The sequence below is a fragment of the Verrucomicrobiia bacterium genome (genome assembly GCA_036405135.1).
Taxonomy (GTDB): Bacteria; Verrucomicrobiota; Verrucomicrobiia; order Limisphaerales; family JAEYXS01; genus JAEYXS01.
Genome location: DASWYF010000022.1, coordinates 126,328 through 149,703 on the forward strand (window position 1 = coordinate 126,328; position 23,376 = coordinate 149,703).

The following is a 23,376-nucleotide window of genomic DNA, read 5'->3' on the forward strand; positions in this document are numbered from 1 at the left end:
TGAGAGGTTGATGGGGAGTTGGTCAAGCAGTGTGTTGTCGAGCGTATGCTGGGGAGACTGGACAGGCGGTGGCGCCTGTCCCACTACATGCAAGGCAACCGAGGGCGGCTGCTTCGTTGAAAATATTGGATGTGAAATGACGGGTTGTGGTGCATGTTGGGCGCGTGATCACACCGGTTGAATTCAAGATGTTGCTGCCATTGGTGGTGGCTTGGGCGGAGGAGCAGGAGGCTTTGATTTTGCGCGAAGGCGTTCCTTTGACGGAACGGTTGCTGGCGGATGCGCGAGCCATCGGGGTGAAGCACCCGGAGCGGGTGAGGTTGCGGGTGGTGGATGAGGTGCCGATGCCGATGGATGTGACATTGCAGGCGGCGGCTGAGGAGACGGGGTTGCTTTCACCGCTGACGGCTGGACTGACATTGCGTTATGGCATTTTCATCCGTGGCGATTGCTGGGGTGATCGGCGGTTGGTGGCGCATGAGCTGGTGCATACGATGCAGTATGAGCGGTTGGGCGGGTTCGCGCCGTTTCTGGAGAAGTATCTGATGGAGTGCCTGACGGTGGGGTATCCGAATGGGGAGATGGAACAGGAGGCGAGGAGGGTGGAGAGGAATTATGAGGGATGAAGCCGATTGCATCGGCGGGCCGATGATCGGGGAAACATTGAATATCCAACGCCCTACATCGAAAGAGGGAACCACAGAGATTTAGCCACAGATAATCACGGATCACACAGATTGGGAAAAGGATTGTCAATGGGCTTGGGCGTTTGAGCCATGTGGCTCTCTGGGGAATTTTTTGGCCCTGTGACTATAAATGTCACAGGGGGGATGGTAGAGTGGCGGGGAAGTTGAGAGGAATCGAGGGCGACGACGATTTAAGCATATGGGAATACCGGTCATAACGGTGGAGCAGATGAGGCGATGGGAGGCGGCGTCTTGGGAAGCGGGACGTCGAGAGGAGGAGGTCATCGCGCAGGTGGGAAAACTGCTGGCGCGTCGCGTGATGGAGCTGACGAAGCCGGGGGATGCGGTTTTTATTTTGGCGGGCAAGGGGAACAATGGGGCGGATGCTCGTGCGGTGGAACCGCATTTGATCGAGCGTCGGGTGTGGGTGTTGAAGGTGGTGGAGCCTTTACGAGCCTTGGACAAGATCAAGGAGTTGCTGAAGCGCGGACCGGCGCTAGTGATCGATGGGCTTTTTGGCATCGGATTGAATCGCGATCTTACGCCGGATTGGTGTGCGGTGATCGATGCGGTGAATGAATCCGGGTGTCGGGTGCTCTCGGTGGATACGCCATCGGGTCTAGATGCGCAGACGGGTGAGGTACGGGGAGCGGCGGTGAGAGCAGGTTGGACGATGACTTTGGGGGCACCGAAGGTGGGGTTGATCGAGGGGAAGGCGGCACCCTATGTGGGGCGGTTGGAGGTGGTGCCGGAGATCGGGTTGGTGGGGTGCGAAGAGGCGAGTGATTTGGAATGGATCACGAAGGAAGGTTTTTCAGGGTTTCCGCCGAAGCGTCCGGTGGAGGGACATAAGGGGACGTTCGGGCATGTGACGGTGTTGGGTGGGAGCTTGGGCTATCATGGAGCAGCGGTGCTGGCGGCGAGGGCGGCGCAACGTGCGATGCCCGGGTTGGTGACTTTGTGCGTGCCAGAGAGTGTGTATGTGACGGTGGCTTCGCAATTGCAGAGTGTGATGGTGCATCCGTGGCGGGCAGGGTGGACTCTGCCAGCTAGTAATACTGCGGTGGTGATTGGGCCGGGGATGGTGACGGAGGGGGTGCCGGAGGAGTTGCGGGAGTTTGCAATAGATATCTGGCGGACGTCTAAGTGCCCGGTGATTGTGGATGCGAGTGCTTTGGGGTGGTTGCCAACCGGTCCGGTGGATGGAGAGGCGACGCGGGTGATCACGCCGCATCCGGGTGAAGCCGCGAGGATGTTGAACTGGACGACGGGACAGGTGCAGGGGAAGCGAGGTGAGGCGTTGAAGGAGCTTTCGGCAAGGTGGGGAAGGGCATGGGTGGTGTTGAAGGGGCGACATACGCTGGTGGGGCGTGCGGCGGGAAAGGTTTTGGTGAACGGCTCGGGGAATGTGGGGCTGGCACAGGGCGGGAGCGGGGATGTTTTGGCCGGATATCTGGGGGGATTGCTGGCGCAGCCGAAATTACAGGAGGATGTCTTGAAAACTATTTCATACGGGGTTTGGCAGCATGGGGCGGCGGCGGATGCGCTGGCGGAGGAGAGGAAGATATGGAGTGTGGAGGAGGTATTGCCATGGATGGGCGCAATTTAACTGAGGGCACGGTATTTTAGGGTTTCAATCTGCCCGGAGATTTGCTATCAAAAGGAAAATCATGCGTAGAATCTTTAACCCAGTTTTGGCCGTCGTGATCGCGGTGGTGATGTTCGCATCATCGCTCGGCGCGGAGGTGGTGGTGGAAAATGGCCAGGTGAAACGGGGCAAGTTCAAGTTCAAGGACGGAACGGAGATATCCGCGGACGTGAGCAGCCCAAATCAAGTGGGTGTCCTTTTCCGATATACGGAAGGGGACATGGCGGGCAAGTTCACGAAGCGTTATAAATGGGAGGAGTTTTCGCAGGAGACGTTGAAGGATTTCTTGCAGGACAACCGGGTGAAGAATTTCGTGCAATTGCTGATCGAGATCAAGACGGAGGATCTGAACAATGTGCAGGACGAGGCGTTGCCCGAACGCAAATCACGCCCGCCAGTGGATGTGAAGCCGGTGCCCAAGGCGAAGCGTGAATTTGCGGATGCCAGCCTGTTTGGCGCGCTCTTTTCCGGGTCCGGCCTGATGCTTTTGCTGGCAGTATATGTGGCCAATCTCTATGCCGCGTATGAGGTGGCATTTTTCCGGAATTATCCATTCCCGATCGTGTGCGGTACGTCGGCTGTGCTGCCGGTGCTGGGTTTCGTGATATTCTTGTGCATGCCGACAAAGGAGAAAAAGTCGGCCGCAGATGAAGCTCATTTGCCGCAACCTGGTGATACGGCCGAGGCTCTGACGGCGGAAGAGCTGGAAGCAGTGGTGGAAGAAGTAGCACCAGTGATGGAGGCGGCCCCTGTGGTGGTGCAGATCCCGGCGACGCAGGTGTTCAAACGCGGTGAAGTGGCGATCAACCGCCGCTTTATCGAGACGAAGTTCGCACCGTTCTTCCGTGTGATCATCGGTGATAATGAGAAGGATTTGCGGCTCGTGGTGAAGTCTTCGAAAGGCGAGTTTGTGGGCAATCGCGTTAGCAAGGTGACCCAAACGGACATGAGCTTGCAGATCACGAATGAGAGCGGCGCTTCCATCGAAGAGACGTTCCCGATCGCGGACATCTTCGAGATCCAGATCCGGCATAAAGATGCGCCGGAGCAGTAAGCGGTGGATTTAATCTAGTATGAAGTACAAGACGATATTGCTCTTCGGTGCGCCCGGCGCGGGCAAGGGCACGCAAGGCAAGATTCTCGGGACCATCCCCAATTATTATCACTGCGCATGTGGTGATGTCTTCCGCAATCTGACCGTCAGCAGCGAGTTGGGTAAAATCTTTATCGAGTATTCCAGCAAGGGTTTGCTGGTGCCGGATGAACATACGGTGAATCTTTGGCGACGGAACATCGAAGGCAGCCGTCAGCTTGGCTACTTCGAGCCGACGACAGATACGCTGGTGCTGGATGGTATCCCTCGCAACGTCGCGCAGGCGGAGATGCTCAAAGACACGCTCGATGTGAAGGGCATCTTGTATCTCACCTGCCAGGACATGGAGAAGATGGTGCAGCGTTTGCAACGCCGCGCTCTTCGCGAGAACCGTCTGGATGATGCGAACTTGGATGTCATCCGCACGCGTCTGGCCACGTATGACAAGGAGACGAAGCCGGTGCTGGATTACTACGGTCCGCAACTGGTCCACAACATCGACTCCACGAATTCTCCCGTGCAGGTTCTGCGGTCCATCTTGGACATTTTGGTGAAACTTTAAGGCGCAATCGCGCAAGGTCGGTTTTCATACGCCCGGCTGGAAGGCCGGGCGTTGTTTTTGAATGAGTACGCGTTATCGCATCATTTTCATGGGCACGGCGGAGCTGGCATGCGCCAGCTTGAAGGCATTGCATGAGTCGCCGTTGTTTGAGGTCGTCTTGGTGGTAACCCAACCCGACAAGCCAAAGGGGCGCGATCTTAAGCTGCAACCCACGCCGGTTAAGGCTGCGGCAATGGAGTTGGGGCTGCCAGTGGAGCAACCACTGAAGGCGCGGGCGGCGGAGTTCGTTGAGCATCTCAAGACATTTGCGCCCGATCTTATCGTGGTGGCGGCGTATGGGCAGTTACTGCCGCAGAGCATTTTGGATCTGCCGAAGTATGGGTGCCTGAATGTTCACACCTCCATCCTGCCGAAGTATCGTGGTGCGGCGCCGATCCAGTGGGCCATCATCGATGGGGGAGCGGAAACAGGCGTGACGATCATGAAGATGGATGCAGGATTGGATACGGGCGACATCGTGACCATCTCCAAAACGCCGATCGCGCCGGAAGATAATACAGCCACCTTGCATGACCGGCTGGCGATTATAGGCGCGAAGGCGCTGATTGAGACGATTCCCGGCTACATCAATGGTGACATCAAGCCGCAGCCGCAACCGCCGGAAGGCAGCACTTATGCGCGGAAGATCACGAAAGATGATGGGCGCATGGATTGGGCGCAACCCGCGCGCGTGCTGTTCAACCGCATCCGTGGGCTCACGCCGTGGCCGGGGGCATTCACGTTTTTATCGCCAGAGAACAAACTGCGCCTGCTGAAGATTTGGCAGACGGAATTGGTCGTGGATGTGAGTGGTCAGCCGGGCAAGGTGTTGCAGGCGGACAAGACGGGAATCGTTGTTGCGTGTGGAGAAGGGGCGCTACGCATCACGTCATTGCAACGCGAAGGAGGACGCCGGATGACGGCGGCTGAGTTTTCAGCGGGGCAGGCAGTCAAAGTTGGGGATGTTTTTTACGGGGAATGATTTTTAGCAACAGATTGAATGCAGATGTACACAGATAAATTGCAAAAAATTGTCGCGTTGACATTGTTGGCCTTGTCAGCGATCCAAGTTTCAGCGGCACCAGCTCAGCCCAAGGCGGAGTATCGCGAGCATATCCCATATCTGGCGGCGACGATCTCATCGGATACGACTTCTTTAAAGGGTTTGGCCATCAAAGTGGGCACAACGAATGAGCCAGCGGCGATCTGTTTTGATACTGAACTGTTGCGTGTTTCTGCGGGATGGACGGGTGGTTTTGTGCAGGGCGTGAACATGATGTCGCGCGGGCAGTATCCGACGAATATCGGCAAGATCGTGTTCTCGAGTGATGCGATTCCGGGTTGGGTGGTGGATGGGAAATTTGGCGACCCGCGCAAAGACCCGCATGGGCCGTTGCCGAAGAGCGTAGCGCATTATCGGGGATTATATCTGAATGAATCAGTGCCGGTGATGGCTTACACCGTGGCGAATGCGGAAGTGCTGGAGCAGGTCAAAAGCACAGATAGTCTGTTCACTCGTACGCTGGAGGTATCGGCTCATACAGTTCCGTTTCATGTGTTAGTGGCGCGGGTGAAGGAGAAGCCGTCCATCACGCAGGCAGAAACGATGAAGCTGGCGGAATCAGGTTTTGATGTCTGGTGTGATGGCTTGGGTGTAGCCACGAAGTGGGAAGTGCGGGATGGTCATTTGTATCTGGTTTTGCCAGCAGCAAAAAACACACAGAATGTCTCTGTCAGTATTGGGAAAATTGAACAACGCGTGGCGGTCAAAGCCGTGACGTCCTTGAAGCCGCTGACACAGGGAGGACCTGCGCGTTGGCCGCAGACAGTCACAGTCAAAGGTCTGTCGGGCCTCAACAACAGTGCCTACACGGTGGATACTATTCCCGTCCCTTTCGAGAATTCCTATCAGGCGGACATGCTTTTGGCGGGTGTGGACTTTTTCAGTGATGGTCGCGCCGCTGTGTGTACGTTTCATGGCGATGTGTGGATCGTGTCCGGCCTGGACGACAAATTGCAGAATGTGACGTGGAAGCGTTACGCGGCGGGCATGTATCACGCACTCGGACTCAAGATCGTGAATGACACGGTGTATGTCTTAGGCCGCGATCAGATCACGCGCTTGCATGACTTGAACAAGGATGGTGAAGCGGATTTCTACGAAAACTTCAATAATGACATGCTCATCACGAAGAATTTCCATGAGTTCGCGCTCGATCTGCATACGGATGCGAAGGGAAATTTTTATTTCGCGAAAGCAGGTCCGGTGAACAATGGTGGACGCGGTTTCATGGAGATTTTGCCGCATCACGGCACGTTAATGCGTGTCTCGAAGGACGGTAGTAAATTGGATGTCGTCGCGACTGGTCTGCGTGCGCCTAATGGCATCGGCGTGGGACCGAATGGTGAGATCACCAGTGGCGATAACGAAGGTACCTGGACGCCGCGTTGCCGGTTGAACTGGATCAAGGAAGGCGGCTTCTACGGCGTGGTGGATCTGGCGCACAAGACGCCGTTGCCGACCGATTATGACCGTCCATTATGCTGGTTCCCGAAAGAAGTGGATAACTCCAGCGGCGGTCAGGTGTGGGTGACGAGTGATAAATGGGGACCGCTGAAGGGCGAGTTGCTGCACACAGCTTACGGCACTTGCTCGCTTTATCTCGTCTTGAAGGAAGAGGTGAACGGACTGATGCAGGGCGGGGTGGTGAAGCTGCCGTTGAGCTTTGAAAGCGGAATCATGCGGGCGCGATTCAGCCCCAAGGATGGGCAGCTTTATCTCGTGGGCATGAAGGGCTGGCAGACGAGCGCGGGCAAGAACGGTTGTTTTCAACGCGTTCGTTACACGGGCAAACCCTTGAACCTGCCGCGCCAGTTGCATGCGGTTAAAGGTGGACTGGTGATGGAGTTCAGTGACGCACTGGATAAAGAACTGGCCAACGACCTGGAAAACTATTCGCTCCGGCAGTGGAATTACGTGTGGTCAGCATCGTATGGTTCGCCTGAGGTTTCAGCGAGGAGCAGCACGGCTTTGAAGCCGGGTGACAAGGGTGGCACGGAATGGACGAAAGAGCAGATGATGATCAAAGAGCATGACACTCTCGTGATCAAATCGGCCAAGCTCTCCGCCGATGGCAAGACAGTGTTTTTGGAGATACCGGAATTGCATCCAGCCATGCAGGTGCATCTGCGCTACAATCTGGAGACGGCAGAAGGAGCCGTGCTAAGACAGGAGATTTTCCACACAATCCATCACTTGGGGGCGGCAAGAAATTAAGTGGACAGCAAAGGATTGTGAAACGACATTAGATGGGCAGCAAAAGCCCTAAAACAGCGGTATTGTATTCACAAAGGATAAGCGGGGAAACGAGGTGCTTATGATAAAAGATACGATCGCAAGAATCGAAGCCCAGATACAGAACTCGACGTCTCTCACCCCTGAGCGGCGCGAAGAGTTGAATGAATTGTTGGATACTTTGAAAGCTGAGGTCAATCAGTTGACCGATAGCGGCAAGAGTATTGTTTCCAGAACAGTCGAGACGGGTGATGCTCCTGAATTGCTGCAGAGTTCTCTGGATGATCTGACCCAGTCCGCTGCCAAATTCGAGAAATCCCATCCCCGACTGTTTCAGGCGGCGCAGTCCATCACGAATACACTGTCGAATATTGGGATTTGAGGAAATGACCAATGCCTAAATCCGAATGCCCAAGGAATGACAAATGTCCAATGACCCATTTGCGTCATTAGTCATTGCTCATTCCTTCGTCATTGATGCTTGGTCATTCGTCATTTTTTTTCAGGTCAGATCTTCTTCTTGTCAGCTACGCCTGCGAGATTGTCCGCAGACGTATCTTTTTCTTGTTTCACGCGACGGATGGTTTGCCTATGGTGCTGCGCTATCTGTTTTAGCTGTAAATGAAGAAGCCGTCTTTGCTGGTCATCTTTTTGACCGTTTTTATCGACCTCATCGGGTTTGGTGTGATCCTGCCGTTGTTGCCGCTGTATAGCGACAAATTAGGGGCGCATGGGCTCGTCATCGGTCTGATTTTTTCCTCCTACTCGTTCATGCAGTTCCTGTTCGCGCCTTCTTGGGGAAGGTTGTCGGACCGGATCGGGCGTCGGCCAGTTTTGCTGGTCAGTACTTTTGGTTCGGCTGCTTCTTACGCGATCTTTGCGGTCGGCTCGGGGATGGAAGGAAATGCAGCGTTGTGGGTGATCGCCCTGTCCCGTTTGTTTGCAGGCGTTTGTGGGGCGAACATTTCGGTGGCCCAAGCGTATATCGCCGACATCACTCCACCTGAAGATCGCTCGAAGCGGATGGGACTTATCGGCATGGCGTTCGGACTTGGCTTTGTGCTGGGACCGGCGCTGGGCGCATTCAGCCTGGCGAGCTTTGGTGTTTCGGGGCCAGGATGGGTGGCATCGGCTCTTTGCTTCGGCAATTTTCTGATGGCCTTGGCGCGTTTGCCGGAAAGCCGGAAACCGGACAGTGAGGCCGCTCCGCAACGCCCACGTTGGGCCCAGTGGTTGCATACCATGAATCAGCCCAAGGTGGGCATGCTCATCTGGCTGTTCTTCCTCGCGACGTTCGCCTTCACTTGTTTTGAAACGACCTTGGGATTGCTCATCAGCAAGACGTTCAATTTCAACGTGGGCAATCCGGATGACGAGAAGAAGATCGGCTACCTCTTTGCTTATTGCGGCATCATCGGTGCGATGGTGCAAGGCGGGGGCATCGGCCGGGCGGTGAAGAAAATGGGTGAGCCGCTGCTGGTGACGGTGAGCATGGTGCTGACCGCGTTGAGCCTGATAATGCTGCCGTTGGTGAAGACTTGGCCGCTGATGCTGTTCGCACTGGCGTTGTTGGCGATCGGTTCCAGCTTGGCCCGGGCGCCGATCTTCGGCCTGATCTCACGGCTGACTTCGGCGAATGAGCAAGGGGCGACGCTAGGTGTGGCGCAGAGCTTTGGCAGTCTGGCGCGCATTGTGGGGCCTATCTTCGCGGCGGGCCTGTTTCATTATGGTCCGGCCATTCCTTATCTGTCCTGCGCGTTCATCGCTTTGATTGCGGGATTGATCGCCTGGAAGAAGTTGCACGGCACTGTGCCCCTTCCTGAAGCGATGCCAACGAAGGTTTGATCGTCGAGTCATCCAGTGTCTGTGATACGCAACATCATCTTTGACTGGTCGGGCACATTGGTGAATGACCTGCCAGCGGTGTGGCAGGCGACGAATCATGTGTTCCGTCAGGCGGGTGTGGCGGAGATTTCTCTGGAAACATTCCGTGCAGAGTTCGTGCTGCCGTTCAAAGGTTTCTACGATCGATACGTGCCGCACATCTCCATCGCGCAACTGGAGTCATGGTATCACGCGCGATTCAATGAAGTGCAGGACTCTGTGGAGGAGCTGACACATGCGCGCGAATTCTTGGAGTTTTGCCGCAAGGAAAAGATACGAACGTTTGCGCTTAGTACGATTCATCCAGACCATTTCCGCGAGCAGACAAAGAAGAACGGTTTCGATAAGTATCTGGATCATCCTTACGTGGGCATTTGGGACAAGCGCACGCGTATCAAGGAGATCATCGCAGAACATGGGCTGAATCCATTGGAGACATTGTTCATCGGGGACATGCAGCATGATGTGGAGACGGCTCGCCATGGTGGCATCTGGTCTTGTGCGGTGCTGACGGGGTTCAATCGTTTGTCACAATTGCGGGAGAGCAAACCTGATCTGATCGTGGAGCATTTAGGCGAATTGCAAGGTTTGCTGAAACGAAATGATCTGAGGTTTGTCAAACAGTCAGAGCAAAAAACGGTTGGTCATATGCCCATTGCTACGGTCGGGGCCTTGATTTTCAATGATGCGGGCAAGGTGCTAATGGTGCGGACGCATAAGTGGTCGGATCTTTGGGGGATTCCCGGCGGTAAAATCAAATGGGGTGAGACCTCTGAGGAGGCTTTGAGACGGGAGTTGCTGGAAGAGACTAACCTGACAGTGGAAGACGTCCAGTTTGTATTGGTGCAGGACTGCATCCACTCCACTGAATTTTACCGGGATGCACACTTTATTTTGCTGAATTACACGTGTCGCAGCCGAGGGGCACAGATGGTGAGGTTGAATGAGGAGGCTGAAGAATGGCGCTGGGTAACATTAGCTGAAGCCATGAAATTGCCTTTGAACGTGCCGACTGTAAATTTTTTGAAAAAAGTGCAAAACTTTTGACGGACGGCAGTGTTAGCAACGTCGGGCAATAATTCCCAGGTCCTTTATCGCTGAGGTTTAGCACATGGACATCATTACTATCTCTGATTTGGTTGTATTCTATCATGTAGGCGTGCCTGATGATGAGCGGGCGAAACCCCAAAGGCTTTTGCTGACGGTGGAGATGGAGACAGACTTCACCACCTGCGCCAGCACGGATGACATAGAGAAGACGGTAGATTATTACTCAGTCTCGCGCCGTTTGCTCAAGATGGGGGAGGGGCGGAGCTGGAGATTGATCGAGGCGTTGGCGGTCGAGGTGGCGGAATCGCTTATACGTGATTACTCGCTGAAAGGGGTGACGGTGGAGGTGAAGAAATTTATTTTGCCGGAGACGCGGTATGTCTCAGTCAAGACGCACCGCACGCACGCCTAAGTATCGGCGCGGTGGAATCATTTCTTAGGCCACAGCTGGCTGAGTTTTTGGCGGATCTGGTCTGCTGTTGCCTTGTTCGACTTCAAAATGGAAGCCACGCCGGAAGCGGTGGCGGTGGCGGATGAAGTGCCGCTGATAACGTAATTTTTGCCGTTATAGGTGACGATGGAGGATCCTGGAGCCACGACATCTACGAACTCCCCATAGTTCGCATAGGAAGCGATCTCACCATTGCGGTTTGCAGCCGAGACGGCGATCACCTGGTTGTAGGCGGCCGGGTAAGTGGCGGAATCGGTGTGTTCGTTGCCAGCAGCGCCGAGGAAGAGGACGCCTTGAGCTGAACTGTTGGCAATCAAGGTTTCCAGATAACCCGCCGTGGTGGGGCTGCCCAGGCTCATGTTGATGATGGTCGCTCCATTCTTCACAGCGAGGTAGATACCGTTGGCGAGGTCGAAAGTGGAGGAGTTGGCGTTAGCGCCAAAAACGTCGACCGGAAGAATCTTGGTGGTGCTGGAGCCGCCCTCACTCGCGGCGGACATGGCCCGCAGGATGGTATCCGCCATGCTGGTGCCGTGGAGCAGGCCAGCCTTGAGATCAGGGGCACCGGCGGCATAGATGGCTTTTAGCAAAAAATCATTCATATTGCCGCTGAGCGGTTGGACAGCGGTGTCCACCAAACCGATGACGAGACCATTTCCTCCCGAGGCCGCAGTAGGATTAAGGGAGAAGGGCAGGGATGATGAAGTGCCGGCGACTACGGGTGAATCCGGGCGGGCGATGGTGTAATTGTATTCCACAGCTTTGACTTCGGGGAAGTTTGCCAGTTGAGTTTTGGCGAAATCCGCTTTTTCCTGGTCATCGAACCGGAGGCGGTAGAGACCCAACTCCGGTATGGCGCCGACCACCTTGGCCCCGTAACGGGCTGCGATGGAGTTGATATCCGTGCCAGGTTTCACGGAAACGATGAGTTCGTTACCGATACGGGTGATCTCCGCGGCCAGTTCTTCTTCCGTGATGGGCTTGATGGCGCGAATGGCGTTTTGCGCCTTAGTCTTAAAAATGAGGAGTTTGGTGGTTGAGTCTGGTTCGCGAACGACGGCGTAATTGATGCCCTGGAGCATCCGGCTGAGGGCTTCGCGCACCGTCTGATCCTGAAACTTGACGGACACGGTGATGTCACTGCCCGGCTCCACAAAGACCTGCCATTTACTGACTTTGGCGATCTCCTTCATCAGACGGTCCAGTTTCCAGTCATCGACTGAGGCAGATACCTTGTTTTCCGTTTCCTTCCAAACCAAAGGAGAGGGCGATTTGCTTTCCTTGCTGCTGGTGGGAGACACTGGGGCGGCAGCTGGGGGTGAAATTAGCACCGTGAAGAGGAGCAGGATGGCGATGACTTGGCGCATAATTTCAGTGACAATCTACTTTAGACTAAACCCCTTTGCCACCAAAAGGTTGCGCCCGAAGTGGCAGGTTTGTCCGTTGGGTGGGCAAATTCTAGCCGGGCGCGTTTCATGAGGTAATCCTTTGTACCATAAGGGCTTGGCGGGGGTGTGATCGGGTTGTTGAAGTGGTCGTTCCTGACTTTCGACTTGCTGTTTGTCAATACTTTTTGATAGAAAAACCAAACAATTATATGGCAGCCATCGGCCGATTTCAAAAGGGTGACGAAATCTTTTACGCAAAAGTTGTCGACGGAGAGCTGTTCCGTCTGAAGGGTGATGTCTTTGGTTCGCCCTCCTACTCGAAGAAGCCGATGCCATTTAAGGGCGTTAAAACCCTCACGCCCGTAGCACCTTCCAAGATCATCGCCGTAGGGCTGAACTACGCCGATCACGCTCGTGAGACGGGCAAGGCGCTGCCGAAAGAACCGCTTTTCTGGCTGAAGGCTCCGACCTCTTTGATTCCTGATGGGGCGAAGATCGAGGTGCCTTTTGCCAATCACCGCACGGATTTCGAATCCGAGCTGGCCATCGTTATCGGACGTCGCGTCCGCAACGTAACTCCGGCAGCGGCGGCACGTTACATCTTTGGTTATACTGCTGCCCAAGACATCAGCGATCGTACCATCCAGAATGCGGAAGGCGAGCGGACGCGCGCCAAGTCTTTCGACACATTTACGCCCCTTGGGCCATACGTGGAAACGAAAATCGACCCGCATGATCTGACCATCCAGCTTTTCCAAAACGGCCAATTGCGTCAGAACTCCAATACGAGCCAGTTGATCTTCAATTGCTTCGATCTGGTGAGCTTTATTTCCACGAATATGACCCTCCTTCCGGGTGACGTCATCCTGACGGGCACACCTAGCGGTGTGGGACCGATTGAGTCGGGGGATCGCTTGGAAGTGCGTATCCAAGGGCTCGCGCCGTTGGTGAACACCGTGAAATAGGCCTTGATTCCTCGGACTACGCAGTCGAGGTTGCTGCTGTGAAAGTGAAGAGTGCCAAAACGAAAACGAGTCCCAAGATCGATTGGGACAAACTTTCGGAAGAAATCCGTCAGGAAGGCAACAAATTGACGGACGAGGAACGCCGCAAGTATCGGGATCAAGCCCTTCGTATCATCTACAGTTCTGATGCAACGCCCCACGCTAGTCGCGGTTGATACGAATATTTTGTTGCGACTGGCAGGCGAAGATGACTCAACCATTGACGCTGTAGAGTTGCTCAAACGTCGCCTTAAGCCTGTGCAATTCCTCGTGCCGCACACGGCGATGGATGAATTGATGGCTAAGTCAGCCAAGGATAACCATCCGTTTCTTTCACAGCTTTCCCTTAAGGCATTGCGGCAACTTCGAAGCGATTGGGGTTTCTTTCCCCAAGTTTTGAATGCCGTTCAGGAGGCGATAGTAAATAATGCCGTCTTACGTTTGCGTGATAGTGGCTTGTTACCGTATGAAGAGCGGAACGATGCGCTTGTCATTGCCGAGTCCGCGGTCTTGAACTGCGTTCTGTTGGTAAGCAAAGACAGCCATTTGTTTGATATTGACCGTGAGCGATTGGCATTTCTGTTCCGGCAGTTGGATTTGCCGGTGCCGTTGATCGCATCGCCGGATGATTTGATTAAGAAGTTTTACCGTTGAATTGATTTTATATGCGCTGGACACAAGCACTGATACCGACTTTGAAAGAATCTCCGAGTGATGCGGAGATCACGTCCCATAAACTCCTGCTGCGTGCGGGCCTGATCCGCAAGCTGGCTGGCGGCCTCTACACGTTCATGCCGCTCGGTTTGCGTGTGTTGCGCAAGGTGGAGCAGATCGTGCGCGAAGAGATGGATCGCGCTGGTGCGCTTGAAGTTTTGATGCCCGCGTTGCAACCGCCGGAGATCTGGCAGGCGACCGGCCGTTATGAAACCGCTCGCGACGTGCTCTTCAAAGTTAAGGATCGCGCCCGCAAGGAATGGGTGCTCGGCCCGACGCATGAAGAAGTCATCACGACCCTGGCCGCAGGCGAGATCAGTTCCTATCGCCAGATGCCGAAGAATTTTTACCAGATCCAGGTGAAGTTCCGTGATGAGATCCGTCCGCGCTTCGGTCTGATGCGCGCGAAGGAGTTCATCATGAAGGACGCCTACAGTTTCGACGCGACGGATGAAGCAGCGCAAGCGAGCTACCAGAAGATGTATGACGCCTACACGCGCATCTTTGAGCGTTGCGGCATCCAGTCTTTCCCGGTGGAAGCGGATACTGGCGTGATCGGCGGCAAGTTCTCGCATGAGTTCATGGTTCCGGCTGAGACGGGTGAGAACGACGTGGTGTATTGCGAATCTGGCAAGTACGCCGCGAACATCGAGAAAGCTTCGAGCCAAGGACCTTTGGCCGCGACGCCGAAGGAATCCACTGGCGCTGCAGTTGAGAAATTCGCGACGCCAGGCGTGGTGACCATCGAGGCACTAGGCAAAGATCCTTACAACGTTGCCGCTCATCAGCAGATCAAGACGCTGATCTACATGGTGCAGAGCAAGCTGGTGATCGTGCTCTTGCGTGGTGATGACCAGTTGAACGAAGCGAAGTTCGCGGGGCTCATCGGCACGAACGAATATCGTCCCGCTACAGCGGATGACATCTTTGAAGCGATGGGTGCGCGTCCCGGCAGTCTCGGTGCTGTGAAGGCCGCGATGAAGTCCACCATGCCGGTTTACGCGGATGAAGTGTTACGCGGCAGCAAGGGCATGACCACGGGCGCGAATGAAGATGGCTTCCATTTCCGCCATGTGGAGATCGAACGCGACATCGAAGTGAATCATTGGGTGGATGTGCGCACGGTGAAGGTGGGCGAACTATGTGTCGCCACCGGTCAGCCGTTGAAGATTCGTCGCGCGATCGAAGTCGGTCACGTGTTCAAGCTGGGCACGAAGTATAGCGAGGCGTTGAACGCGAAGTATCTCGATGAAAATGGCGTGGCGAAGCCGTGCGTGATGGGTTGCTACGGCATCGGCGTGACGCGCACGATGCAGGCGATCATCGAGCAACGGAACGACAAAGACGGCATCCTCTGGCCGCTATCCGTCGCGCCGTATCAGGTGTGTATCACGCCGCTGGGTGTGGTTCCCGGCAGTCCTGTAATGGTGCTGGCAGAAGAACTCTACGCGCAACTTACGGCGAAGGGTGTCGAAGTCATCCTCGATGATCGCGATGATCGTCCGGGTGTGAAGTTCAAGGACGCTGACCTCGTGGGTTTCCCGATCCGCATCGGCATCGGCGAGAAATCGCTGGCGAAAGGCGAGATCGAAGTCAAGCCGCGCGGTGGTGCGGTGACTTTCGTGAAGCAGGAAGAAGCGCTCGCGAAGATTCTCGAGTTGGTGGGCAAGTAAGATCTATTTAGTCACGGATGGACACAGATCAACACAGATAGGGAAGATACGAATTGCACTGATTTTCACAAATTAAGCAGTTTTCAATTTGTGCTAATTCGTGAAATTCGTGTCACTTCCCAGTTTTCATCTGTGTTAATCTGTGTCCATCTGTGGTTTACTCTTTGTCTGAATGTTTGAGCTTTTAAAAACGGATACGACGTCTAAAGCGCGATTGGGGCGCATGACGACGACGCGTGGTGTGGTGGATACGCCGGTGTTCATGTCAGTGGGCACGCAGGCGAGCGTGAAGGCATTGGACCCGCGTGAGTTGATGGAGATGAATACCCAGATCATTCTGGGGAATACGTATCATCTCTCCATCCGTCCCGGCATGGACATCATGAAGCTGGCAGGTGGCCTGCATAAGTTCATGAATTGGAATCTGCCCATCCTTACGGACTCGGGCGGGTTTCAAGTGTTCAGTCTCGGAAAGATCCGCACGGTGCGGGAAGATGGTGTGGAGTTCCGTTCGCATCTGGATGGCTCGCCGATCTTCATGGGGCCGAAAGAGTCGATGGCCATCCAGCGTGAGTTGGGTTCGGACATCGCGATGGTGTTCGATGAATGCCCGCCGCATGACAAGCCGTATAACGAGATCAAAGCCGCAGTGGAGCGGACGATCCGTTGGGCGGAGGTGTGTCGGGTGCAGCCGCGAGCGGAAGGGCAGTTCTACTTCGGCATCGCTCAAGGGGCAGGGCATGCGGAGCTTCGCGAGAAGTGCGCTAAGGCGATTGTGGGCATGGATTTTGATGGTTATGCCATTGGTGGCGTGAGCGTGGGCGAGCCGGAGCCGGAGATGATGAAGGCCGTGGAATACACGGAACCGCATCTCCCGGCGAACAAGCCGCGCTACGCCATGGGTTTGGGAACTCCGGCGCAGTTGGTTGAATTAGTGGCGCGAGGGGTGGATATGTTCGATTGCGTGTTGCCCACCCGGGTGGCGCGGAATGGCACAGCATTCACATACAAGGGCACCATCAGCATCAAGGGTGGTTTTAACAAGGCGGACTTTGGGCCGATTGAAGAGGGGTGCGAGTGCTATGCCTGCCGGAATTTTACGCGGGCTTACCTGCGGCATCTGCTGAATGTGGAGGAAATCCTTGGTCTGCGTATGCTCAGTGTGCATAACACCTTTATGTTCCAACGGGTTATGGCGGATATTCGCAAGCATCTGGCTGCTGGCACGTTCGGGGAGTTCCGGGCGGAATTCATCAAGAATTACATCCCGACGGAGAAGGTTTTGGCGGCTCGGGAAGAGCATCTGCGTAAAACGGACACCGCCAGCCGGGGTGAGTAAAGCACTCAAAAGCGCGCTGAATTTTTAAAATCGGCAGGGAGGAAAGGCATTCTAGACTGAACTTTTGAGTGGGAAGCGGTGTTCCTTGGTCTAGGAAAGGCGTTACGATAACGAAAAACTTGAGCCAAATGACTTGCGTTGGCGACTTTGATACATAGAGTTATCGCTCTTATTTTGCACGTATGATTGAAACAGGAATGACATTTTTGCTCGCACAGGCCGCAGGTGGACAGTCGCAACAACCAGCTTGGGCCGGTTTGGTGCCGATGGTGCTGATGTTCGTGATCTTCTATTTCCTGTTGATCCGTCCGCAGCAGAAGAAGGCCAAGGAGCATGCGGAACTGCTGAAGACTTTGAAGCGTGGGGACAAAGTGGTGACGAACGGCGGCATCGTCGGCGTCATCATCACGGTGAAAGAGAAGCATGTGACTGTACGTTCGGAAGATTCGAAGTTTGAAGTCTTGCGTACGGCCATCGCGGAGATCACTGAGCGCGGCAGCAGCACCGGTCCAGAAGTCAAGGAAGCCTAATTTTTAGCCTTTAGAAAGTTCGCATGAATTCCAGTCATCTTTGGAAGTTATTGTTGGTCGTCTTTGTCGTGGCGTGGTCCGTGAACGAGATGAACCCGCCGACGAGCCGGAATCTGATCCAAGTTTTCGAAGAGAAGGCAGTCAACAATACGGATACCAATTTCACGGCCATCGTCGCTCAGGCGAAAAAGCTGGAAGCGGAGAATCCGACCCGGGTTTATGGCAGCTTGTGGGATGCGATCGGCACGAACGACATCGCTTCCTACTTTCCAACGTATGCCAAAGGCCAGACCACCAATGCCAAGCGCACGATCCTGAACCGTTTGCAGCGTGATGCATCGGGCCAGATCCGGTTGGGTCTCGACCTGCAAGGCGGCACCGCGTTCCTCGTGGGCGTGGATGTGGACGCTGCGGTGAACAATGCCCAACAGCAGGGCACCAATGCAGTCACGCTCAGTGAGATCGAACGGGCGCATCGCAAACAGGAAGCGCTTACCCAGGCGGTGGAAGTGCTCCGTAAGCGTGTGGACCGGTTCGGTGTGTCCGAGCCGATCATCCAGCCGCAGGGTGAGAAACGTATCCTGATACAGATGCCGGGTCTTTCCGAGGTGGATCGTGAAGCGGTCCGTGAGACGCTGCAAAAGGTGGCCCATCTGGAGTTCCGCATGGTGCATCGCGAGAGCGACCGTTATCTCCAGCAGGGTCTGGTGCCGCCGGGTTACGAGATCCTTCGTGAAGAAGTTTCCTTGCAGGACGGCACCAAAGGCAGCCGCGCTTATGTAGTAAGCAAGAAGGCTTCGGAAGGTCTGACGGGCAAGTATGTGCAGCGCGCCGGTGTGGCTTTGAACCCGATCACCTCCAAGCCGGAAATCCACCTTACTTTCGATGCCGAGGGTGCGACCAAGTTCGGCAATGTGACGAAGGCGCATGTGGGTGAGCAACTGGCCATTGTGCTGGATGGTGAGCTGTATTCTGCTCCAAACATCAATGAACCGATCTTGGGCGGCAACTGCCAGATCACGGGTAATTACGATTTGAAGGAGGCTTATCGCCTTGCCAATGCTTTGGAGAATCCGTTGGAAGCCCCGGTGGAGATCGAGGAGGAGCGTTCTGTGGACCCGTCATTGGGCAAAGACTCCATCGAAAGCGGCATCCGCGCTTCAATGTATGGTATCATTCTGGTGGCTGGATTCATGCTGGTGTATTATATGCTGGCGGGTTTGATCGCGAATATCGCCTTGATGCTTAACATCGTGATCCTGATTGGCGTGATGTGCTCGATCGATGCGACGTTCACGCTGCCGGGCATTGCGGGTATCGTGCTCACCATTGGTATGGCGGTGGATGCGAACGTGCTGATCTTCGAGCGTATGCGCGAGGAACTGGAGGCGGGGAAGGCATTGCGTGCGGCTCTGAAGGCAGGCTATGAAAAAGCTTTCAGCACGATTTTGGATGCGAACGTCACCACGTTGATCTCTTCCGTTTTGCTGATCTACTTCGGTACCGGTCCGGTGCAGGGCTTCGGTGTCACGCTCTCTATCGGTGTGGCGGTGAGCATGTTCACTGCATTGGTGGTGACGCGTCTGATCTTTGACTGGCTGATATACAAGAACGTGATCAGTTCACTGAAGATGTTCAAGCTCGTCGGCAAGACTAATTTCGACTTCCTGAAGCTGGCCAAGCCGGCGTTCATCCTGTCCTGGACGCTGGTGATCGTGGGTTCAGGGTATGGCCTGTATCGTGGGTCTCATGCTCTGGGCGTGGATTTCAAAGGTGGTGACAACGCCATCTTCGAATACACCCAGAAGGTGGAGCAGACGGAGATCCGTAATGTCCTGGAAAAGGCCGAACTGGGTGAATTCACGATCCAATATCAAAGCGGGGAGAAGGAGCGTCTGAGCATCCTGACGGAATTTGAAAAAGGGTCCAAGGTGGAAAGCATCCTGAAGAGTTCTTTCGAGAAGGCAGGCTTCAAGCTGGTGAGCCTGGACAAGGTCGGCCCGGCGGTGGGCATGGAGATCGTCAAATCGGCGGTCGTGGCCACGTTGCTTTCCTTGCTGGGCATCCTGGTCTATGTGGCATTGCGTTATGAGTTTTCCTTCGCCTTGGGTGCGGTGGTGGCGGTGCTTCACGACGTGTTCATGACGTTGGGCTGGTTCTTTCTCACGGACCGCCAGTTGAGCGCCACGATGGTGGCGGCCATCCTGACGATCATCGGTTTCTCGATCAACGATACCATCGTGATCTTTGACCGTATCCGCGAGCATCTGAAGATGGGTGCGCGCGGTTCGTTCAAAGAGATCATGAACAGCGCACTCAATGAGACTTTGAGCCGCACGATCATAACCTCCGGCACGGTGCTGCTCTCCACGGGCGCGCTTTATATCTGGGGTGGCGGTGTGATCAACGACTTCGCGTTCACGTTCCTGGTCGGCATCCTCACCGGCTGCTATTCCAGTATCTACATCGCGGCGGCGATCGTACTGTGGTATCATAAGGGCGAGAAGCCGAAGACCAGCGGTTCCGCAGTGGTGATGGACCGGGCGGTGGAGACGGTCGAGGTTCGTTAAAAGTCTGATGCTTGCGATCACGGAAATCACGGGCGGGCACTATGCCGGGTTCATCCTGGTGATCCTGTTCTTCCTCGCCCTTGACCTTGGGGTGTTCCACAAGGAAGCGCGGGTGGTGCGTTTCAAAGAAGCGCTGGGCTGGACGGCAGTGTGGTTTACGCTGTCCATGGCGTTTTCTGGTTATGTTTATCACCTGCGGGGGCGGGAGGAGGCTCTGCAATACATCACGGGTTATATCATCGAGTTGTCGCTTTCGATGGATAACGTCTTCGTGATCGCGCTGATTTTCGCTTACTTCCGGGTGCCGCTCGCCTATCAGCATCGGGTGCTGTTCTGGGGCATCCTTGGAGCGCTGGTGATGCGTGGCGTGATGATCGGGGTGGGTGCCGCCCTCATCAAGACGTTTGCGTGGACGTTGTATGTGTTCGGTGCGTTCCTGGTCTTCACTGGCATCAAGATGATGTTCGGTGATGACGAGGGCGTGGAGCCGGAGAAGAATCCGATCATCCGGCTGGTGAGGAAATTCTATCCGGTGGCCAAGGAGTTTGACGGACAGAAGTTCACGACCGAGATCGATGGCAAGAAGATACTGACTCCTCTGGCGCTGGTGCTGGTGATGGTGGAGACGACGGACCTGATCTTCGCAGTGGATTCCATCCCGGCAATCTTTGCGATCACGGACAAGCCGTTCATCGTTTTCACCTCGAACGTCTTTGCGATCCTCGGTTTGCGCTCGCTTTACTTCGTGCTGGCGGATGCCATCGGTATGTTCCGCTATTTGAAGGTCGGACTGTCGGTGGTGCTGGTGTTCATCGGCGTTAAGATGCTGGCCGATCCGCATGGCAAAACGCCAGAGTGGTATCAGTTCAAGATACCCATCACCATCTCTCTCGGTGTCATCGCGGGCATCATCATCGGATCCATCTTGCTCTCATTGCTTGTCTCGAAGAAGGAAGGAAAATTGCCGCCGGATGACCAGAAACCGGGTGCGCAGCCTTCGGCGGAAACGGACGAAGCCGCTGGCAAGGACAAGGGCAGCGGTCCTAAGTGACAGGAGCCTGACGTATGCACCGGCAGCCGTTATCCCAGAGTTTGGAGGCGTTGCTGGGGACAGCGGATGACAACGCGGTGCTGACTCTGAACGAGCTTATCGAGCGGACAGGCGGTCGTGGTATTTACCTCTTCCTCATCCTCATCAGTCTGCCGTTCATCACGCCGATTCCACTGCCGGGTTTCAGTCTGGTTGTCGGAGTGATCATCATCATCGCGGGCATGCGCATGGCTTTGGGACTGCCGCCGAAATTGCCCGGTTTCATCGGCAAGAAGGTCATCCCGGTGGAACGTCAGCGTAAGATCATCGCGGCGAGCATCAAGTGGGTGAAACGGATCGAGAAGATGGCGAAGCCACGCGGACGTGAGTGGATCGGGCACACGATATCGCTGCGGGCGAACGGGTTGCTGATCGCGTTTTTGGGCGTGTTGCTGGTTTTGCCTTTGCCGCTGCCATTCACCAATTCCGGTCCTGGGCTGGCGGTCATCTTCTTGTGCGTGAGCCTGATGGAGGAGGATGCGGTGCTGGTGTGGGTCGGTTATTTTCTTTCGGCGGCATCGGTGATTTATCTGCTGGCTTTATCCAAGGGAGCCGTGGAAATCTTTGAGAAATATTCGGATAACATCCGTCAATTTTTCGGATTTTAAGTAAGTGAAATCGTATCGCTGGTCATTTGCGCCCGTCCAACTGGAGCTGGCCCGTGTCTTGAGCCAGGGCCTGAAGGTCTCGCCGCTGCTTGCCCAATGCCTGTTGAACCGCGAGATATCGGAGGAGGCTGCCGCTGCTGAGTTTCTTGATCCCAAGTTGAAGAACTTGCGCGATCCGTTTTTGCTGCCGGACATGGCGAAGGCGGTGGAACGGCTTTACTCTGCGCGGAAGCAGGGTGAACTGGTCGTCATCTTCGGTGATTACGATGTGGACGGTGTGACTTCCACGACGTTATTGAGTGAATCGCTGACGGCATTGGGTTGGAAGGTGGAAACGTATCTGCCGCATCGCATGGAGGAGGGATACGGGCTAAGTCGCGATGGCGTGGAGAACTGCCTGAGGAAGTATCCGGCGAAGGTGTTGCTGGCGGTGGATTGCGGTTCTACGGCGGTAGAGACGATTCAGTGGTTGAACGAGCGGGCAGTGGATGTGTTGGTATTGGATCACCATCAGGTTTCTTCACCGGAACCGAAGGCGCTAGGGTTGGTGAACCCACAGCGCAGTGATGATAAACTGAGCCAGATGTTGTGCTCCGTGGGGTTGGTATTCAAACTTCTGCACGCGATCGTGAAACGTGGGCGTGAGCTGAATTTCGCAGAGATGGCCACGTATGATATCCGGCAATACCTGGATCTGGTGGCGCTAGGAACGGTAGCGGACTTGGTGCCGTTGCGAGGGGAGAATCGCGTGCTGGTCTCACAGGGGTTGAAGGCGTTGGGGGAGACGAAGCGGCCGGGGTTGATCGCGTTGAAGGAGGTAAGCCAGACGAGCGGGAATATCGGCGTGTATGAGGTGGGGTATCAACTGGCGCCGCGATTGAATGCGGCGGGGCGGTTGGAGAATGCGTCGCAGGCATTGGATTTGTTGCGCGCCAGATCGGTGGCGGAAGCGTTGCCTTTGGCGCGCGAGTTGGATGTGCGGAATCGGGAGCGGCAGGAGATCGAGAAGGGGATAGCGGAGTCGGCCATCGCAACGGTGCGCAGTCAGTTCCAGCCGGAGCGGGATTACGTGATCGTGCTGGGGGAGATGATGTGGCACATCGGCGTGGTGGGGATTGTGGCCTCGCGGGTGTTGAGGGAATTTTATCGACCCACAATCATTTTAGGCGGATCGGGTGAGGAGTGGCGTGGCTCGGGGCGGAGCATTGAGGGATTTGATCTGGCGGCGGCGTTGCGCTCGTGTGAGGACATCTTAGTGAAGCATGGCGGGCATGCGATGGCGGCGGGGTTGACGATCGTGCCATTGCAGGTGGAGGCGTTTCGCACACGTTTGAACGATCTGGCGCGCAAGACGATTTCAGCGGAATATCTGCAGCCACGGCTTTCGCTGGATGCAGAGATCACGCTGGGGCAGGTGGACATGGTGTTTCTGGATGCTTTGCAAAAGCTGGAGCCGATGGGACAAGGGAATGCTGCGGTGCAACTGGCGGCGCGGAATCTGCGGATGGTGGGGGAGCCGCGTCGCATGGGGAAGGAAGGGCAGCATGTGAAGTTTCAGGCAACGGATGGGGTGTCTGTGCGTGATGTGGTGTGGTGGGGCGTGGGGCAGGCGCCGATGCCGAAGGGTGTGTTTGATCTGGCGTTCGCGCCGCAGCGGAATGAATACAATGGGCGGACAACGATCCAGTTGAAGTTGCTGGATTGGAGAGAGGGAAAAGTTTAACCACAGATGAACACACAGATGTAAAACGG

The 23,376-nt window shown here is 55.3% G+C and carries 21 protein-coding genes; 20 read left to right on the forward strand and 1 reads right to left on the reverse strand.

The annotated features are described in order from the left end of the window. Positions 1–164 precede the first annotated feature (164 nt). From VGH19_11075 to folB, 10 genes are all read left to right on the forward strand, one after another. Positions 165–626, forward strand: a complete 462-nt coding sequence (locus tag VGH19_11075) for a hypothetical protein (GenBank protein HEY1171902.1) — start codon at positions 165–167, stop codon at positions 624–626. Between the two features lie 259 nt (positions 627–885). Next, a complete protein-coding gene (locus tag VGH19_11080; GenBank protein ID HEY1171903.1) occupies positions 886–2,295 on the forward strand; it encodes an NAD(P)H-hydrate dehydratase in 1,410 nt (469 codons plus the stop codon). A gap of 61 nt (positions 2,296–2,356) precedes the next feature. Next, entirely contained in the window at positions 2,357–3,388 is a 1,032-nt protein-coding gene (locus VGH19_11085; GenBank protein ID HEY1171904.1) for a hypothetical protein, read from the forward strand. Between the two features lie 19 nt (positions 3,389–3,407). After that, complete coding sequence (locus VGH19_11090) at positions 3,408–3,989, forward strand: nucleoside monophosphate kinase (GenBank protein ID HEY1171905.1); 582 nt, start codon at positions 3,408–3,410, stop codon at positions 3,987–3,989. A 61-nt stretch (positions 3,990–4,050) separates the two neighbouring features. Continuing rightward, positions 4,051–5,010: a methionyl-tRNA formyltransferase gene (gene fmt, locus VGH19_11095; protein ID HEY1171906.1), complete on the forward strand. Its 960-nt coding sequence runs from the start codon at positions 4,051–4,053 to the stop codon at positions 5,008–5,010. An 18-nt stretch (positions 5,011–5,028) separates the two neighbouring features. Continuing rightward, positions 5,029–7,305, forward strand: a complete 2,277-nt coding sequence (locus tag VGH19_11100; GenBank protein ID HEY1171907.1) for a DUF6797 domain-containing protein — start codon at positions 5,029–5,031, stop codon at positions 7,303–7,305. Positions 7,306–7,405: 100 nt separating this feature from the next. Beyond that, positions 7,406–7,705: a DUF4404 family protein gene (locus tag VGH19_11105; protein ID HEY1171908.1), complete on the forward strand. Its 300-nt coding sequence runs from the start codon at positions 7,406–7,408 to the stop codon at positions 7,703–7,705. 239 nt (positions 7,706–7,944) lie between these two features. After that, positions 7,945–9,168, forward strand: coding sequence for an MFS transporter (locus VGH19_11110; protein ID HEY1171909.1), 1,224 nt, complete (start codon positions 7,945–7,947; stop codon positions 9,166–9,168). 21 nt (positions 9,169–9,189) lie between these two features. Continuing rightward, positions 9,190–10,254 carry an NUDIX domain-containing protein gene (locus VGH19_11115; GenBank protein ID HEY1171910.1) on the forward strand — a complete coding sequence of 355 codons (1,065 nt, stop codon included), beginning with the start codon at positions 9,190–9,192 and terminating at the stop codon, positions 10,252–10,254. Positions 10,255–10,318: 64 nt separating this feature from the next. Then, the gene (gene folB, locus VGH19_11120; GenBank protein ID HEY1171911.1) at positions 10,319–10,669 is read left to right on the forward strand and encodes a dihydroneopterin aldolase; all 351 of its coding nucleotides are present in this window, start codon (positions 10,319–10,321) and stop codon (positions 10,667–10,669) included. A gap of 17 nt (positions 10,670–10,686) precedes the next feature. Here folB and VGH19_11125 read toward each other — a convergent pair whose 3' ends face one another. After that, positions 10,687–12,075 carry a S8 family serine peptidase gene (locus VGH19_11125; protein ID HEY1171912.1) on the reverse strand — a complete coding sequence of 463 codons (1,389 nt, stop codon included), beginning with the start codon at positions 12,073–12,075 and terminating at the stop codon, positions 10,687–10,689. Positions 12,076–12,305: 230 nt separating this feature from the next. On the opposite strand from VGH19_11125, the gene VGH19_11130 reads away from it, so the two are divergent. From VGH19_11130 to recJ, 10 genes are all read left to right on the forward strand, one after another. Next, the gene (locus VGH19_11130; GenBank protein ID HEY1171913.1) at positions 12,306–13,061 is read left to right on the forward strand and encodes a fumarylacetoacetate hydrolase family protein; all 756 of its coding nucleotides are present in this window, start codon (positions 12,306–12,308) and stop codon (positions 13,059–13,061) included. A 38-nt stretch (positions 13,062–13,099) separates the two neighbouring features. After that, positions 13,100–13,276 (forward strand): hypothetical protein, encoded by a 177-nt coding sequence (locus VGH19_11135; protein HEY1171914.1) that lies wholly within the window; start codon positions 13,100–13,102, stop codon positions 13,274–13,276. Further along, complete coding sequence (locus tag VGH19_11140) at positions 13,248–13,754, forward strand: type II toxin-antitoxin system VapC family toxin (protein HEY1171915.1); 507 nt, start codon at positions 13,248–13,250, stop codon at positions 13,752–13,754. Before VGH19_11135 ends, VGH19_11140 begins: the two co-directional genes overlap by 29 nt. A gap of 11 nt (positions 13,755–13,765) precedes the next feature. Beyond that, positions 13,766–15,487 carry a proline--tRNA ligase gene (locus VGH19_11145; GenBank protein ID HEY1171916.1) on the forward strand — a complete coding sequence of 574 codons (1,722 nt, stop codon included), beginning with the start codon at positions 13,766–13,768 and terminating at the stop codon, positions 15,485–15,487. 172 nt (positions 15,488–15,659) lie between these two features. Further along, on the forward strand, positions 15,660–16,826 hold the full coding sequence (gene tgt, locus VGH19_11150; GenBank protein HEY1171917.1) for a tRNA guanosine(34) transglycosylase Tgt: 1,167 nt from the start codon (positions 15,660–15,662) through the stop codon (positions 16,824–16,826). Between the two features lie 182 nt (positions 16,827–17,008). Then, entirely contained in the window at positions 17,009–17,356 is a 348-nt protein-coding gene (yajC, locus tag VGH19_11155) for a preprotein translocase subunit YajC (GenBank protein ID HEY1171918.1), read from the forward strand. 23 nt (positions 17,357–17,379) lie between these two features. Then, complete coding sequence (secD, locus tag VGH19_11160; protein ID HEY1171919.1) at positions 17,380–19,926, forward strand: protein translocase subunit SecD; 2,547 nt, start codon at positions 17,380–17,382, stop codon at positions 19,924–19,926. 7 nt (positions 19,927–19,933) lie between these two features. Continuing rightward, positions 19,934–20,977: a TerC family protein gene (locus tag VGH19_11165; GenBank protein HEY1171920.1), complete on the forward strand. Its 1,044-nt coding sequence runs from the start codon at positions 19,934–19,936 to the stop codon at positions 20,975–20,977. Positions 20,978–20,991: 14 nt separating this feature from the next. Continuing rightward, on the forward strand, positions 20,992–21,624 hold the full coding sequence (locus VGH19_11170; protein ID HEY1171921.1) for an exopolysaccharide biosynthesis protein: 633 nt from the start codon (positions 20,992–20,994) through the stop codon (positions 21,622–21,624). A 4-nt stretch (positions 21,625–21,628) separates the two neighbouring features. Then, the gene (gene recJ / locus VGH19_11175) at positions 21,629–23,347 is read left to right on the forward strand and encodes a single-stranded-DNA-specific exonuclease RecJ (GenBank protein HEY1171922.1); all 1,719 of its coding nucleotides are present in this window, start codon (positions 21,629–21,631) and stop codon (positions 23,345–23,347) included. The last annotated feature ends 29 nt before the right edge of the window (positions 23,348–23,376 follow it).